13 protein-coding genes are annotated in these 14,762 nt (G+C 72.8%); 5 read left to right on the plus strand and 8 right to left on the minus strand.

Features of this window, described 5'->3' with window-relative positions; all coding sequences use genetic code 11:
* Positions 1 to 143 precede the first annotated feature (143 nt).
* Positions 144 to 1,316 carry a CapA family protein gene (locus JT723_RS28355; protein WP_205047672.1) on the minus strand — a complete coding sequence of 391 codons (1,173 nt, stop codon included), beginning with the start codon at positions 1,314 to 1,316 and terminating at the stop codon, positions 144 to 146.
* Positions 1,317 to 1,333: 17 nt separating this feature from the next.
* Positions 1,334 to 2,446 (minus strand): ferritin-like domain-containing protein, encoded by a 1,113-nt coding sequence (locus JT723_RS28360; RefSeq protein WP_205047673.1) that lies wholly within the window; start codon positions 2,444 to 2,446, stop codon positions 1,334 to 1,336.
* Positions 2,447 to 2,550: 104 nt separating this feature from the next.
* Between JT723_RS28360 and JT723_RS28365 the strand changes: the two genes are divergently transcribed.
* Positions 2,551 to 3,444: an AurF N-oxygenase family protein gene (locus JT723_RS28365; RefSeq protein ID WP_205047674.1), complete on the plus strand. Its 894-nt coding sequence runs from the start codon at positions 2,551 to 2,553 to the stop codon at positions 3,442 to 3,444.
* Positions 3,445 to 3,520: 76 nt separating this feature from the next.
* Here the strand turns inward: JT723_RS28365 and JT723_RS28370 are convergent, their stop codons facing one another.
* A complete protein-coding gene (locus JT723_RS28370) occupies positions 3,521 to 4,270 on the minus strand; it encodes a TetR/AcrR family transcriptional regulator (protein WP_205047675.1) in 750 nt (249 codons plus the stop codon).
* A 456-nt stretch (positions 4,271 to 4,726) separates the two neighbouring features.
* Between JT723_RS28370 and JT723_RS36625 the strand changes: the two genes are divergently transcribed.
* The 3 genes from JT723_RS36625 (at position 4,727) to JT723_RS28380 (ending at position 8,253) form a co-directional block, all read left to right on the plus strand.
* Positions 4,727 to 4,966 (plus strand): DUF8847 domain-containing protein, encoded by a 240-nt coding sequence (locus JT723_RS36625; protein WP_240166315.1) that lies wholly within the window; start codon positions 4,727 to 4,729, stop codon positions 4,964 to 4,966.
* Between the two features lie 102 nt (positions 4,967 to 5,068).
* On the plus strand, positions 5,069 to 6,691 hold the full coding sequence (locus JT723_RS28375; RefSeq protein ID WP_205047676.1) for a chitinase: 1,623 nt from the start codon (positions 5,069 to 5,071) through the stop codon (positions 6,689 to 6,691).
* 314 nt (positions 6,692 to 7,005) lie between these two features.
* A complete protein-coding gene (locus JT723_RS28380) occupies positions 7,006 to 8,253 on the plus strand; it encodes a C40 family peptidase (RefSeq protein WP_205047677.1) in 1,248 nt (415 codons plus the stop codon).
* 3 nt (positions 8,254 to 8,256) lie between these two features.
* Here JT723_RS28380 and JT723_RS28385 read toward each other — a convergent pair whose 3' ends face one another.
* From JT723_RS28385 to JT723_RS28405, 5 genes are all read right to left on the minus strand, one after another.
* A complete protein-coding gene (locus JT723_RS28385; RefSeq protein WP_205047678.1) occupies positions 8,257 to 9,498 on the minus strand; it encodes a styrene monooxygenase/indole monooxygenase family protein in 1,242 nt (413 codons plus the stop codon).
* A 76-nt stretch (positions 9,499 to 9,574) separates the two neighbouring features.
* A complete protein-coding gene (locus JT723_RS28390) occupies positions 9,575 to 10,183 on the minus strand; it encodes a GTP-binding protein (RefSeq protein WP_205047679.1) in 609 nt (202 codons plus the stop codon).
* Complete coding sequence (locus JT723_RS28395; RefSeq protein WP_205047680.1) at positions 10,164 to 10,580, minus strand: DUF742 domain-containing protein; 417 nt, start codon at positions 10,578 to 10,580, stop codon at positions 10,164 to 10,166. The genes JT723_RS28390 and JT723_RS28395 overlap by 20 nt, the downstream gene beginning before the upstream one ends.
* Complete coding sequence (locus JT723_RS28400; protein ID WP_205047681.1) at positions 10,580 to 11,089, minus strand: roadblock/LC7 domain-containing protein; 510 nt, start codon at positions 11,087 to 11,089, stop codon at positions 10,580 to 10,582. Before JT723_RS28400 ends, JT723_RS28395 begins: the two co-directional genes overlap by 1 nt.
* On the minus strand, positions 11,086 to 13,476 hold the full coding sequence (locus JT723_RS28405; protein ID WP_205047682.1) for a sensor histidine kinase: 2,391 nt from the start codon (positions 13,474 to 13,476) through the stop codon (positions 11,086 to 11,088). The genes JT723_RS28400 and JT723_RS28405 overlap by 4 nt, the downstream gene beginning before the upstream one ends.
* A gap of 337 nt (positions 13,477 to 13,813) precedes the next feature.
* Here JT723_RS28405 and JT723_RS28410 point away from each other — a divergent pair, with 337 nt between their 5' ends.
* Positions 13,814 to 14,584, plus strand: coding sequence for a hypothetical protein (locus tag JT723_RS28410; protein ID WP_205047683.1), 771 nt, complete (start codon positions 13,814 to 13,816; stop codon positions 14,582 to 14,584).
* The last annotated feature ends 178 nt before the right edge of the window (positions 14,585 to 14,762 follow it).

Genomic DNA, 14,762 nt, shown 5'->3' on the forward strand with positions numbered 1-14,762 from the left:
TGTAACCGCCCGCCCACTTGGTCGCCCGTCCCGTATTCGCAGATCCGTGTCCTGCGCGGCCTGCGCACGGATAGATGCGGGCGCCCAGGGTACGGTTCCGCCGCCCTGCCCGCGCCAGGGGGTCGTTACACGATCAGGACGTATCAGTGCGGAGCGGTCGCCAGGCCCGTGCAGCCGCGCAGTTGTGCGTACCGATCGGTGATGCCGCGGCCCGCCGCGCCGGTCTGCGGCTGCGGCACCCCGTCGCCGTCGACCAGGGCGGGGGTGAAGACCGCCCTGGTGACCTTGCCGCGGGTCACGGTGAGGGTGGTCACGCCGGTCTGGTCGGAGTGCGGGTAGGGCGAGGAGCCGTACCAGAGGAAGTTGCCGAAGCCGTAGGCGACGTAGGTCGGCCCGAGCATGCCCGAGCCGAGCATCACATGGGCGTGGGTGCCGACGACCGCGGTGGCGCCTGCCGCCGACAGGTCCGCGGCGATGGACTTCTGCTCGGGGCCCGGGCAGCTCTGCCCCTCGGTGCCCCAGTGCAGGTACACCACGACCACGTCGGCCTGCTTCTTCGCGTCCCGCACCGCCTTGAGCAGCCGCGGCCGGTCCAGTGCGGAGGCGATGCCGGGGCTGTCGGGTCCGGCCCGGAACCTCTGGTTGGTGTAGTCCTGCACCTGGCTGGCGGCGACCACCGCGAGCCGCACACCGTTGACCGTGGTGACGTACGGCTTGTACGCGGCGGTCTCGTCGGCGCCGATGCCGACCACCGGGATCGGCGAGGAGGCCTGGGCCGCGAGGCTGTCGGCCAGGCCCTGCGACCCGTAGTCCACGGCGTGGTTGTTGGCCATGGTCACCGCGTCGATGCCGGAGCGTTGGAGGGCGCCGAGGGCTGCCGGGTTGGTGCGGAAGTGGTACTTCTTCGGCTGCGGGGTGCCGCGGGTGGTGATCGCGGTCTCCAGGTTGACCATCGCGAAGTCGGCGGCGGACAGGGTCGCCGCCATCGGGCCGAGCGCAGGGTCGACGCCGAGCCGGCCGGCGGTGCGCTCGGTGAAGTGGACGTCGCCGGCGAAGGCGAGGGTCACCGTGCCCCGCGGTTCCGCCGGGGCCTTTGCGGCCGGCTTCGACGCCGGGCCCGACGTCGTCGCCGGGGCGTTCGCCGCGGCCTGGTGGGCGGCGGCGTCGGCGGGGCTGCCGCCGCGGCCGTAGACGGCCCAGCCGGTGGCCACCGCGGCGATCAGCACGACGGACACGCCGACGCCGGCGTTTCTGCGGCGGCGGCGCGCCCTGGCCCGGCGTTGCGCGCGCCGCGATATCGGTCCCGTGTCCGTCATCGGACAAGCGTACGATCCTACGCGGGTTTGTCCGCCCCCTGGGTGATGGTCTGCGCCACCTCCGCCACCCGCGCCTGCTCCTCCGCGGCGAAGCGCTCGGCGTCCAACTGCTCGGCGATCTCCTCGTCCTGGGTCATCAGCAGGTCCAGGTTGGAGTCGCCGAGGTCGAAGACGCCCAGGTCGACGTACGCCTTCTGCAGCCGCGGCCCCCACAGCCCGATGTCCTTCACGCACGGCACGATGCGCGAGAACAGCAGCTTCCTGAACAGATGCAGGAACTCCGACTTCTCGGTCAGCTCGGCGGCCTCCGCGGTGGGGATGCCGAAGTTCTCCAGCACTTCGAGGCCGCGCAGCCGGTCGCGCATCAGGTAGCAGCCCTCGATCACGAACTCCTCGCGCTCGCGCAGTTCCGCGTCCGTCAGCTGCTTGTAGTAGTCGCGCAGCGCCATCCGCCCGAAGGCCACGTGGCGGGCCTCGTCCTGCATGACGTAGGCGAGGATCTGCCGGGGCAGCGGCTTGGTGGTGGTGTCGCGGATCATGCCGAAGGCGGCCAGCGCCAGGCCCTCGATGAGCACCTGCATCCCGAGATAGGGCATGTCCCAGCGGGAGTCGCGCAGGGTGTCGCCGAGCAGCGCCTGCAGGTTGTCGTTGACCGGGTAGAGCATGCCGATCTTCTCGTGCAGGAAGCGGCCGTAGATCTCGGCGTGCCGCGCCTCGTCCATGGTCTGGGTCGCCGAGTAGAACTTCGCGTCCAGGTCGGGCACCGACTCCACGATCCGGGCCGCGCACACCATCGCACCCTGCTCGCCGTGCAGGAACTGGCTGAACTGCCACGAGGTGTAGTGCTGCCGCAGCAGGCCGCGGTCCGTGTCCGACATCGCGTCCCAGTAGCGGGTGCCGTACAGCGACATGGCCTCGTCGGGGGTGCCCAGCGGGTCGTGCGGGTCGACCTCCAGGTCCCAGTCGATCCGCCGGACCGCGTCCCACTGCTTGTCCTTGCCCTTCTGGTACAGCGCGAGCAGCCGGTCACGCCCGTCGTCGTACTCCCAGCTGAAGCGGGCGGCGCCCTGGGCCGGCACCTGCCAGATCCACTCGGCGGGGGGTGTCGTGTAGCGGCCTTCCGTCGACATCGGCGGCTCCATTCGCGGTGCGCGGGGGCTTGACGGCCTTGTTGACACAGAGTCTCATAAGACCGTACCGCAGGTAACCCTCGTGCACCGGAGGCCCGTTCGGCATGGACGCCACACTGACCGACCGCGAGAAGACCGCGGAACGCCTGCTCGCGGCGTCCGCGAAGCACTCCTTCGACCCCGACACCGAACTCGACTGGGACGCGCCCTTCGAGGACGGCAGCTGGTTCTGGCCGCCGGAACTGGTCTCGCTGTACGACACCCCGCTGTGGAAGCAGCTCTCCGAGGAGCAGCGGATCACCCTCAGCCGGCACGAAGCCGCCTCGCTGTGCTCGATCGGGGTGTGGTTCGAGACGATCCTCATGCAGCTGCTGCTGCGGCACACCTACGACCTCGACCCGACCAGCGGACACGTCCGCTACGCGCTCACCGAGATCGCCGACGAGTGCCGGCACTCCAAGATGTTCGCCCGCGCGGTCACCACGATGGGCACGCCCGCCTACCGGCCCAGCCGGCTCGACGTCCAGCTCGGCCGGGTGCTCAAGACGGTGTCCACGACCCCGGGCTCCTTCACCGGCACACTGCTCGCCGAGGAGATCCTCGACTGGATGCAGCGGCTGACCTTCCCCGACGAGCGGATACAGCCGCTGGTACGCGGCATCACCCGCATCCACGTCGTGGAGGAGGCCCGGCACATCCGCTACGCCCGCGAGGAGTTGCGGCGGCAGATGGCCACCGCGCCGCGCTGGGAGATCGAGTTCACCCGGCTGTCCTCGGCCCAGGCCGCACGCGTCATCGCCCGCTCCCTGATCAGCCCGCAGGTCTACGCATCGGTCGGCCTCGACCCGAAGCAGGCCGCGCGGGTCGCGCTGGAGAGCCCACACCGGCGGGACGTGATGAAGCAGTCCGCGAAGCGGCTGATGGACTTCTTCGAGGAGATCGGCCTGATCAGGGGGCCGAGCCGGAAACTCTGGCGGGCCTCGGGCCTGGTGGGCTGACCCGCCCCGGCGGGCGCGCACCCCCTCGTCGTGCCGGGCCGACGCCGTGGCCCGGGCACGGGCACGAGCACGGGCATCAGCCTGCGCCGTGGCCCGGGCTCTCGCTCTCCCCCAGCAGGTGCGCCGCCGCGGGCGCCAGCGGGGCCAGCCGGGCCAGCAGCCCGCCCGCCGGGCTGTCGCGGGTCTCCTGCGGCAGCGCGCGGGCCGCGGCCTCCGCCGTCTCAGGGTCGGTGGTCGCGGTCACCAGCAGCAGGCCGATGAAGTGGTCGACCAGCCAGTCCCGCAGCTCCGCCACCGGCTGGCTGCGGCCCTCGTCGATCCAGATCAGCGACACCGCCTCGACCGAGGCGATCCACGACCGCACCATCATCGCCAGGCGCGGGCCGGGCTCGGTCACACCCAGGTGGTGCAGCACCTGCTCGCCCGCGCGGCGGCGCACCCCGTCCACGATCGCGCCCGTACGGCTGGTCTCGGCGACGCCGCCCCCGCCCAGCAGGGCGCCGTACGCCGGCGCGTGCTCGTCCACGTAGGCCAGGTAGCGGTCGAGCGCCGCCGCCAGCCGCCCGGTCGGCGGACCCTCCGACGGTACGGCGAACCGCCCGGTCAGCTCCTCCGCGGCGCCCTGCACCGCGGCCTCGTACAACTGCTGCTTCCCCCCGGGGAAGTAGCGGTAGACCAGGGGCCGCGAGACGCCTGCCGCTGCGGCCACGTCGTCGATCGACACGTCTTCCGGGCGGCGGTGCCCGAAGAGGTCCACCGCGGACCTCAGCAACTGCGCTCGGCGCTCAGCCACACTCATCCGGCGGTACGCCGGCGCCGTACTCATGCCATCAGAGTACGGCGACCTATCCCCGCCCCACCCCGTCCGGCGGCCCCCTCGGCAAGGGGGCGCGCGCCCACCGGCCCCGGTGGCTCGGGGGTGCCCTTGCGCAGGGCGGTGCTTTTCAGGGGCGCGGGGAACTGCGCGACCAGCCCCCACCGGGCGCGCGGGTCGTCACCGACCCGAAGGGGCAATTCCTGTCGGAGCCGGACCACCGGCCGGCGAGCGAAGCGAGTGGGGGCACCCCCAGGCGAAGCGCTGGAGGCTGGGCGCGCAGTTCCCCGCGCCCTGAGTGGGCGCCGCCCGCCGCAGAGGCACCCTGCGGACAGCGCGCCCGCGCGGCGCCAGCCGCAGATCAGACGCAGCCCCGCGCCCCTGGAAACGCTCGCCGCCAGGCGCATGGGGAACCGCCCGAACCGCCGCGGTCGGCGGAAGGGCGACCCCGGCGTGGGAAGGTGAGGTATGAGGCATGAGGAGTGCGAGTTCGTCGGGGGGCCACTCGATGGGCGCACCATCGAGGTCATCGTGGGGATGACGGGGCAGCCGCCCCGGTCGTACACGGTCCCGGCGGGTGAGCGGCGGTATGTGTACCACCGCGAGCACGGGGAGCGCGGAAAGCACCGCACGCCGTGGGTGTTCACGTATGACCCCGAGGGCCGGCCCCCGGCCGGCCCGAAGTGGCCCTGGTCGAAGCGCGGCTGACGCACCGGCGGGGACTTTGGTCCGGACCATTGACACGATTGGTCTAAACCTGTTTGCTGCGCGGTGAGCGCTGAGCGCCCCCCACCGAAGGAGCATCCCCCCATGCCCACCCGGAGAAGATCGTTCGCCGCCGCGTCCGCCGCCCTCGCGGGCGCCGTCGCCGTCGGCGGCCTGGTCGCCCTGGCCCCCACCGCGAGCGCCGGCGAGTTCCTGGCCAACGGCGGCTTCGAGGCCGGGAACTTGAGCGGCTGGACCTGCGACGCGGGCGCCACCGCGGTCAGCGGCCAGGCGCACAGCGGGACGTACGCGGTGCAGGGCGTGCCGTCCGCCTCCGCCACCGGCCAGTGCAAGCAGACCGTGAGCGTCGCGCCGAACACCGCGTACACGCTGACCGCCCAGGTCAAGGGGAGCTACGTCTACCTCGGCGTGGACGGCGGCACGAGCACCTGGACGCCGGGCACGGGCAGCGGCTACGCCCCGCTGACCGTGTCCTTCACCACCGGCGCGAGCCAGACCAGCGCGTCGGTGTACGTGCACGGCTGGTACGGGCAGCCGGCCTACCTGGCCGACGACATCTCGCTGCAGGGTCCCGGCGGCGGGCCGACCACCCCGCCGACCACACCCCCCACGACCCCGCCGACCACCCCGCCGACGACGCCTCCCACCACACCGCCCACCACTCCCCCGACCTCGCCGCCGCCGTCCGGCGGGCTGCCGACGCACGCCCTGGTGGGCTATCTGCACGAGACCTTCGCCAACGGCTCGGGCTACACCCGCCTCGCGGACGTACCCGACAGCTGGGACGTCATCGACCTGGCCTTCGGCGAGACCAGTTCGCCGACCTCGGGCAGCATCCACTTCAACCGCTGCTCGGCCGCCGAGTGCCCCTCGGTCGAGTCGGACGCGGACTTCAAGGCCGCGATCAAGGCCAAGCAGTCCAAGGGCAAGAAGGTGCTGCTGTCGATCGGCGGCGCCAACGGCGAGGTGCAGCTGACCACGGCGGCCGCACGTGACGCCTTCGTCTCCTCGGTGAGCGGCATCGTCGACCAGTGGGGCCTGGACGGCATCGACATCGACTTCGAGGGCCACTCGCTGTCGCTGAACGCGGGCGACACCGACTTCAAGAACCCGACGACGCCGGTGATCGTCAACCTGATCTCCGCGCTGAAGACCCTCAAGGCCCGCTACGGCAGCGGCTTCGTGCTGACGATGGCGCCGGAGACCTTCTTCGTGCAGATGGGCTACCAGTTCTACGGCTCCGGGCCGTTCAACGGCCAGGACCCGCGCTGCGGGGCCTACCTGCCGGTGATCTACGCCCTGCGCAACGACCTGACGCTGCTGCACGTCCAGGACTACAACTCCGGGCCGATCATGGGTCTGGACAACCAGTACCACACCATGGGCGGCGCGGACTTCCACATCGCGATGACCGACATGCTGCTCACCGGCTTCCCGGTGGCGGGCAACACCGCCAACATGTTCCCGGCGCTGGCCCCCTCTCAGGTCGGCATCGGCCTGCCCGCCTCGGTCAACGCGGGCAACGGCTACACCGCCCCGGCCGCGGTCGACCAGGCGCTGGACTGCCTGACCAGGAAGACCAATTGCGGCGGATACGCCACCCACGGCACCTGGCCGGCGCTGCGCGGCCTGATGACATGGTCGGTCAACTGGGACCACTTCTCGAACTGGGAGTTCTCGAACAATTTCCACAGCTACTTCGGCTGACGCCGGACAGCGCCCCCGTACGCGTACGGCCCGGTCCCGAGGGCGGTGACCGGGCCGTACGCTTTTTCGACGTTGGCGTCATGAAGATGAACAGACTCACCCTCAAGGGGGTCGCCGTAACGGCGGGAGAACCGGGCGACGGCCGTGCTCCAGGGCTACGTCGCCTGGACCCCCTGGTATCCGTACGTACCCTGAGGGTGAGCCGCCGTCACCCGCCGGAGTGAACCACTTGGGCGGAATTGCCCATTCCCGCTGTCGAAGATATGACAACCTATGACACGATCCTGAGGGTTCGTCACCGGGAGGACGTGGGGATGCAGGCGGCTCGCAGTACCAGGACCTGGCTTCGTGCGGCAGCGGTGTGCGGGGCGCTGCTCGCTTCCGCGGCGCTGTCGCTGCCCGCGGCGCAGCGCGCGGCGGCACGACCGTACGAACCGCAGGTCCCGGTCCCGTCCGCGACCGGCACGCCGGCTCCCGACCCCGCGGCCACCTCCCCGGGCCAGGAGCCCGCGGTCCCGCTCCCGTCGGCGACCGCGGACCCCGCCTCGCTGCCCGCCCTGCTGGCCCAGCTCCAGTCGCTCTACCAGCAGACCGAGGCGGCGACCGAGGCGTACAACACGGCCAAGGAGACCGCCGACCAGCAGCGCACCAAGGCCGAGGCGCTGGACACCCGGCTGGCGGCGCAGCGCACCCAGGTGGCCTCGGGACGGGACCAGGTCGGGCAGCTGGCCCGGCAGCTCTACCGCACCGGCGGCCTGTCGCCGTACCTGTCGATGCTGGGCGGCAGGAGCCCGCAGGAGTTCTTCGGGACGCTGCACATCGCCCAGCGGGCCGTCGGGCACCAGCAGGACGTCGTGGACGGCCTGACCGCGGACGAGAAGCGGCTCGCCGCGCTCAACACGCAGGCGCAGCGCGCGCTGGACGCGGCCCAGGTCGCGCAGAACCGGCAGGCCGCGCAGAAGACGCAGATCGAGGCGCACCTGCGGCAGGTCGAGGCGCTGCTCGCCGGGCTCAGCGGGGTCCAGACAAGCGAGCTGCAGGCGCTGGAGAAGCAGGGCGCGGACAAGGCGCAGCAGGAGTTCATGGACTCCAAGCCGCTCGGCCCCGACGCGGCCCTGCGCGCGCCCTCCACGGCGGGCGACAAGGCGATCGGCTACGCCTTCGCGCAGCTGGGCAAGCCCTACGTGTGGGGCGCCGAGGGGCCGGGGTCCTTCGACTGCTCGGGGCTGACCTCGCAGGCCTGGTCGCACGCGGGCGTCACGATCCCGCGCACCGCGGAGCAGCAGTGGGCCGAGCTGCCGCACGTGCCGCTGTCGCTGCTGCGCCCCGGCGACCTGGTCGTCTACTTCCACGGCGCCACCCACGTGGCGCTCTACATCGGCAACGGCCTGGTCGTGCAGGCCCCGCACACCGGCGCGGTGGTGACGGTCTCGCCGATCGCCGCCAACCCGATCCTCGGTGCGGTCCGCCCGGACCTGGGCGCCCTGCCGGTCGGCGACTACCGGCCGCGGCAGATCCCGGCGCCCTACGACCAGGCCGCCGCGCCCGAGCCGCTGGGCTGAGCCCTACGCGGTGGCCGCCAGGTAGTCGGCCGCGGCCCCCGCGTCGTAGAACCACTCGGCGAAGTCGGCGGGCCGGTCGAAGCCGTTGGCGATGCGGTCGGCGATCCGCGGCTGCGTCTGCGCCGCGGCCAGCAGGCGGCGGACGTGGTCCTGCGGTCCGCCGAGCATCGCGTTGGTCCAGCGGGTGGAGGGTCCCGCCTGAGTCCAGAAGCGGTCGAAGGCCGAGTGCATCCAGGCCCGGTCGAAGGGCAGTTCACCGCGTTCGGTGATGCTGTCGAGGTAAGCGGCCGCGCATTTGGCCGCGTTGTTGGACCCCTGCCCGGTGAGCGGGTCGTTGGCGACGACGACGTCGGCCACCCCCAGCACCAGCCCGCCGCCGGGCAGCTCCGCGACGGGTTCGCGTACGGTCGGGGTGAAGCCGCCGGTGAGCGTGGCGTTCGCGTCGGTCAACTCGACGGCGGACGCCCGCTCGTACTCCCACGGGGTGAAGCGGCGCATCAGGTCCAGGGTCAGCGCCAGGTGCTCCGCGGGGCCTGCGACGGCCTCGAAGGCGTCGGCCGGGCCGCCGGGCACGCCCTCCCAGAAGAGGATGTCGCAGGGTCCCGAGGTGGTCAGCGCCGGGATGACGATGAGTTCGCCGACGCCGGGCACCAGGTTGCAGCGCACCGCGGCGACGTCGGGGTGCTCGGGGCGCGGGGCCAGGCCGTGGACGTAGGCGACGGCGAGCGCGCGCTGCGGGTCGCGGTAGGGCGAACGGGCCGCGTCGGGGCGGAACATCGAGACGGTCTCGCCCTTGCCCGCCGCGACCAGGACCAGGTCGTAGGCCAGCGAGAAGTAGTCGAGGTCGGCGGCGGTCGCGGCGTGCACGACGACCTTGCCGCCGCGCTCCGCGAAGGTCTCCAGCCAGCCGGCCATCTTCACCCGCTGGTCGACGGACTGCGCGGGGGCGTCGAGGCGGCCGAGCCAGTCGACCGCGCGGGGAGCGCCGGGGGTGCCGGAGTCACCGGCGACGGATATGCCGAGCCCCGGTATTCGCGGCGCCTGGTCGGCCCAGAAGTCCAGCCCCGCGTCCCGCTCGTGGGCCAGGGCGGCACCGAACATGCACTGCGTGGAGGTGACCCGGCCGGTGCGGATCTCGTCGGCCGTGCGGTTGGACATCACCGTGACGTCGTAGTCACGGGCCTGCAGGCCGAGGGCCAGTTGGAGGCCCGCCTGCCCGGCTCCGACGATCAGTAACTTGCGCAACTGCACCCCGCTTCGGGTCGGGTCTGGCTCGGGATCAGGTGGGGAGGCGCTGCCGACGACGTCGGAACCGCCCGGGTCAGAAGGGCTGTTCGGCCAGGGCGTGGGTGACCAGCGCGAGCAGCGCGTCGACCACGGAGGACCGTTTCCGCGCGTCGATGATCTGCACCGGGATGTGCGACGGCACCGCGAGCGCCTCGCGTACGTCCTCGCCCGTGTACGCGACGGTGCCCTCGAACTGGTTGACCGCGACCGTGTACGGAAGGCCCGTGCCCTCGAAGTAGTCCAGCGCGGGGAAGCAGTCCGCGAGCCTGCGGGTGTCGGCCAGCACGACCGCCCCTATCGCGCCCCGCACCAGGTCGTCCCACATGAACCAGAAGCGCTGCTGCCCCGGGGTGCCGAAGACGTACAGGACCAGGTCCTTCTCCAGCGTGATCCGGCCGAAGTCCATGGCCACCGTGGTGGTGACCTTGTCCGGGGTGGCGGCCAGGTCGTCCAGCGCCTCGCTGGCCTGCGTCATGACCGCCTCGGTGGTCAGCGGGGTGATCTCGGAGACCGCGCCGACGAAAGTGGTCTTGCCCACCCCGAAGCCGCCGGCCACCACGATCTTCGTGGACACCGGCGCCCGGTCGCGTTCGCCTTGCCAGTCCTGCAGGCCGTCCGGCCGGTCAGAGCCTGCGAAGTCCACTGAGCACCCTTTCGAGCAGCGCGCGGTCGGGGCTGCCGGACCCGTGCCCGGTGCCGTACACGCGGATTCTTCCCTGGTCGGCGAGATCGCTGAGCAGCACCCTGACGACGCCGAGCGGCATCTTCAGCAGAGCGGAGATCTCGGCCACCGACCGCATTCTCCTGCACAGTTCGACGATCGCCCGCCTTTCGGGCAGGACCCGCTCGCTCCAGCCGCCCCGGCCGGACGCGTACGCCTCCTCAGGACCCTCCACCGTCGCCACGAACGTCTCGACCAGCAGCACATGGCCGACCCGGGTCCGACCGCCCGTCAGCGAATACGGACGGACCCGGTCCGTCCTGCGGTCGGCACCTCGCTGCGGTGCCCCGCGTCTGGGCAGTGCGGACATGGACGACATCAGTCGGCGCTCCCGGTGGCCTGGCGCAACTCGCTGCGGAGTGCGGGGGTCAGTACGTGTCCTGCACGGCCCACGAACAGGGCCATGTGATAGGCGATCACGCTCATGTCGCAGTCGGCCGCCGCGTGCACACCGAGCAGCGAGCCGTCGCTGATCGACATCACCACGAGCACTCCGTCCGTCATCGCGACGGTGGTCTGCCGAACCCGACCGCCGTCCATCAGCCGCGCCGCGCCCACGGTGAGCGAGGCAAGTCCCGACACGACCGCGGCGAGGTCCATCCGGCTCTGGCCGGCCTGGCCCGGATGCGCGGGCGCCTCCGGCATATTCTGCCCGTCCGCGGCGCCGGATACATCGTCAGGTTCAGAACCGAGCAGTAGCAGGCCGTCGGAGGAGACCACCGCGACCGAGTGGATGCCGTGCACCTCCGCCACGAAATTGTGCAGCAGCCACTGGAAACTGCGGGCCTCGCTGCTGAGAGCCCCGGTCTGCGTGCCGACCGCGTTCAACGGGTCGCCTCCTCAACGGTTCCTGCGGGATCTGCGGGCCCGCGCGACCCCGCGGGCGATTCGTCACGTTCACGTACGGCCTCGGCGCGGCCCGCCTGCAGGCCGCGCTGCAGACCGTCGAGGCGGCGCCGCAGCGCCTCGGCGTCCACCGGCGGCACCGGGGCGGGCGGCGCGGCCCGCCGGGTGCCGGTCGCACCGCGCACCCGTTGCGGCAGGCTCTGGCCGGCGGGAGCGGGCGGCGCGGCGGGTGCGGGGGCGGGCTCGGGGGCGGATATGGGCTCCGCTGCGGGCAGGGCGTAGCCGTGGATCTCGTCGGGGCTCGGCGCCTGGGCCGGCAGGTGGATGACGTGAGCGGGCGGCGCCACGGGTACGGGCGTCACAGGTGCGGGCTCCGGTACGGGTACGGGCTCCGGTACGGCTGCGGGTGCGGGTGCGGTGTGGCGGCGCGGGTCGCCGCCGGAGAAGGCGGCCGGGTCGAGCGGGGTGACGGGCGGCTCGTCGGGCGCGACCGGGGGCACCAGCAGCCCCGGCAGCACCACCACGGCCTGGATGCCGCCGGAGGCCAGCGAGTGCAGCCGCACCCGCACCCCGTGCCTGCGGGCCAGCCGGGAGGCCACGTACAGGCCCATGCCCGCGACCGCGCCCGGGGGCATCGGATCGGGGTCGGCCAGCAGCGCGTTCAGCTCCTCCAGCCGCTCGGCGGGCAGCCCGATGCCCGAGTCGACCACGGCGACCGCGACCTCACCGGTCTCCATCAGCTCGCCGGACAGCAGGACCTCGGTGGTCGGCGCCGAGAAACCGGTGGCGTTGTCCAGGAGTTCGGCTATCAGGTGAGCCACGTCGTCGGAGGCCCGGCCTGCCACCCGGACGCCCGGCAGCACCTCGATGCGGATCCGCTCGTAGCGCTCGACCTCGGAGATCGCCCCGCGCACCACGTCGATCAGCGGGACCGGGCGGGCGGTGGCGCCGTGGCTGTGCTCGGTGCCGCCCAGCACCAGCAGGTTCTCGCTGTTCCTGCGCATCCGGGTGGCCAGGTGGTCCAGCTGGAAGAGCGTCGCGAGCCGGTCCGGGTCCTGCTCCTGCTCCTCCATGCCCTCGATCAGGGCGAGTTGCCGCTCCACCAGGCCCAGCGTCCGCAGGGAGAGGCTGACATGGGTCATATGGGCGGCGTTGCGGGCCGCGGCCGAACTCAACTCCCGGTCCAGCTCGGCCACATGGGCGACCAGCTCGTCATGGGCTCGGCGCAGGGCGTCCTTCTCCGCGACCGCCCCGGCCAGCGCGCCCCTGGTGCCCTGCGTGGCGCCGCGCTGCGCGGTCAGGTCGCCGGCCAGCTCGGCGGCGCGGGAGCGCAACGCCTGCGCCTCGTGGGTCAGCGCGTTGGCACGGCGGGCGACGGCCGCGTACTCGTCCTGGCCGATCACCTCGACGCCCTGGCCGCTCTCGGCGTCCGAGCGCGACCAGCGGTACAGCGCCGCCAGCGGGCGGGTCATGCTGCGGAAGAGCGCGACGAGCGAGCCCACGAGCAGCAGCAGGCACAAGGCGCCCAGTGCGCAGCGCAGTTCGAGGACCGTGACGGTGTGGTTGCGGTGGGCGGTGGCCGCCTTCGCGCGGTCGGTGGCCGCGGACGCCTCGACGCTGCGGATCAGGTCGATCCTGGCGGTCAGCGCGGACTTGACCGGGGCAGCGCCCAACGCCCGGTCGGTGCGGGTCAGTTCCGTCGCGTCCAGCAGCTCCGCGGTGTCCTTCTCCGCCGTCGTGACGTCCGTGCCGGTCACCGTCTTGTCGAAGCGGTCCAGCAGGTCCGCGGGCGCCGAGGCGCGGAAGTCGGCGAGCGCGGCGGCCTCCTGGACCCTGGCCGCCTGAGCCGCGGACACCAGGGCGGGCTGGGTGCCGCCCTGGGTGAGGGCGCCCACCAGCAGCCCGCGCTGCACGGCGGAGGCACCGGCCACCCGGGTGAGCGGGTCGGCGCCCGGCCCCTCCCCCGCCCGCGCCAGCGCGTCGGTCAGCGGCTGGTAGGCCGCCACCACGGCCTGCACACCCTGCCGCTGCGCACTCGCCGCGAGCGCCGCCCTGCGGACACCGGGCAGCGCGCCGAGCGCCTTGCGCAGGTCGGCCGCCGGTCCCGCGTCGAGCACGTCCTGCACCTGCCGGTCCGTACGCGTCCCGTCCGCGGCCGGCAGCTGCGGCGGCCCCGCGCCCGCCGCGACCAGGGCGGCCACGTCGTCCCGCTCGTCGGCGAGGTCGTGGGCCAGGACGATCGTGCGGGTGGCCAGGTCGGCGGCCGCCGCCCGGTCCTGGGCGGCCGTCAGATCGCCGACGCCCAGTGCGACGCCGGGCACGGCCGCGGCCACCACCGCGGCGGCGCACACCAGCAGGGCGGCCAGCATGCGCTGCCTGACCCGACGCTCACGCGGTTGACGTCGTTCACGCACTTCTGGCTCGCAATCACGTATCGCAGGCGGGAGTTCCCCGGGAATATGCAGGGGCTGACACCGACCCTTGCAGTCCCGCCAGGAGGGGGGCCATGCCTCCCTCCCCCGGACACTCGAACGAGTGAATCGCACTGGCGACACACCGGACAAGCCGAGTAGAGCGGACAGGGCCACGCCACGCCGCACGCATACTGGCGCCGCCGGGCGGCTTTTGACAGGATGCCCGCCCACACCCCGGCCGACCGACCGACCGGTCGAAGGGTTCGAACGCGGGCTGTTGCAGACTGAGCCCATGCGCATCGAGACGGCGACGGCTCCCGGGACGCCCGGGGCACCCAACGAGGACTTCGTGGCGGTGGCGCTGCCCGCCGGAGGACACGGCGGGGCGCTGGTCCTGCTCGACGGGGTGACCCCGCCGCCGGACAACGGCAACTGCGTGCACTCGGTGCCGTGGTTCACCGCGCGGCTCGGCGGGGCGCTGCTCGAACTGTCCCTTTCGCGGCCGGACATCACACTTGCCGACTGTCTGTCGGCATCCATCGCCGGTACGGCGGATGCCCACCGTGACACATGTGACCTTTCTCACCCGCTCACTCCGCAGGCCACGGTCGTCGCCGTGCGGTGGGGGGCGGAGGAGGTGGAGCACCTCGTGCTCTCCGACTCCGTGCTGCTGCTGGAGGACGCCGACGGTTCCGTGACCGCGGTCCTGGACGACCGCATCGACCGGCTCCGGGCGGAGGGGCGGCGGGTCGGCCCGCTGCGCAACCTTCCCGGGGGGTTCTTCACGGCCGCCGCCGATCCGGCGGTGGCCTCGAAGGCGGTCACCGGCTCCACGCCGGTCGCGGCCGTCCGGGGGCTGGCCGCGCTCACCGACGGGGCGGCCCGCTGCGTGGAGGTCTTCCACGCCGACGACTGGGCGTCGACCTTCGCCCTCCTCCGCAAGGCGGGCCCCGAGGCCCTCCTCACCCGGGTGCGCGACCGCGAGTCCGCCGACCCGCACGGTGCCGCCGTGCCGCGGGGCAAGCCATTCGACGACGCCACCGCCATCTTCATCGACCTGTAGCCCTCCGACCTGCCCCTTTCCCTCGCCCCCGGGACCTTCCCCCGGTGGGGGCTTGTCGCGCAGTTCCCCGCGCCCCTGATGGGTGCCCTCTCGGGCAAAGGGTGAGCGTTTTTAAGGGGCGCGGGGAACTGCGCGCCCCGCCCGGACGGGCGGAAAGAAGGCAACGCCACAGTAAGTG

The organism is Actinacidiphila bryophytorum, assembly GCF_016916835.1.
Lineage (GTDB): Bacteria > Actinomycetota > Actinomycetes > Streptomycetales > Streptomycetaceae > Actinacidiphila > Actinacidiphila bryophytorum.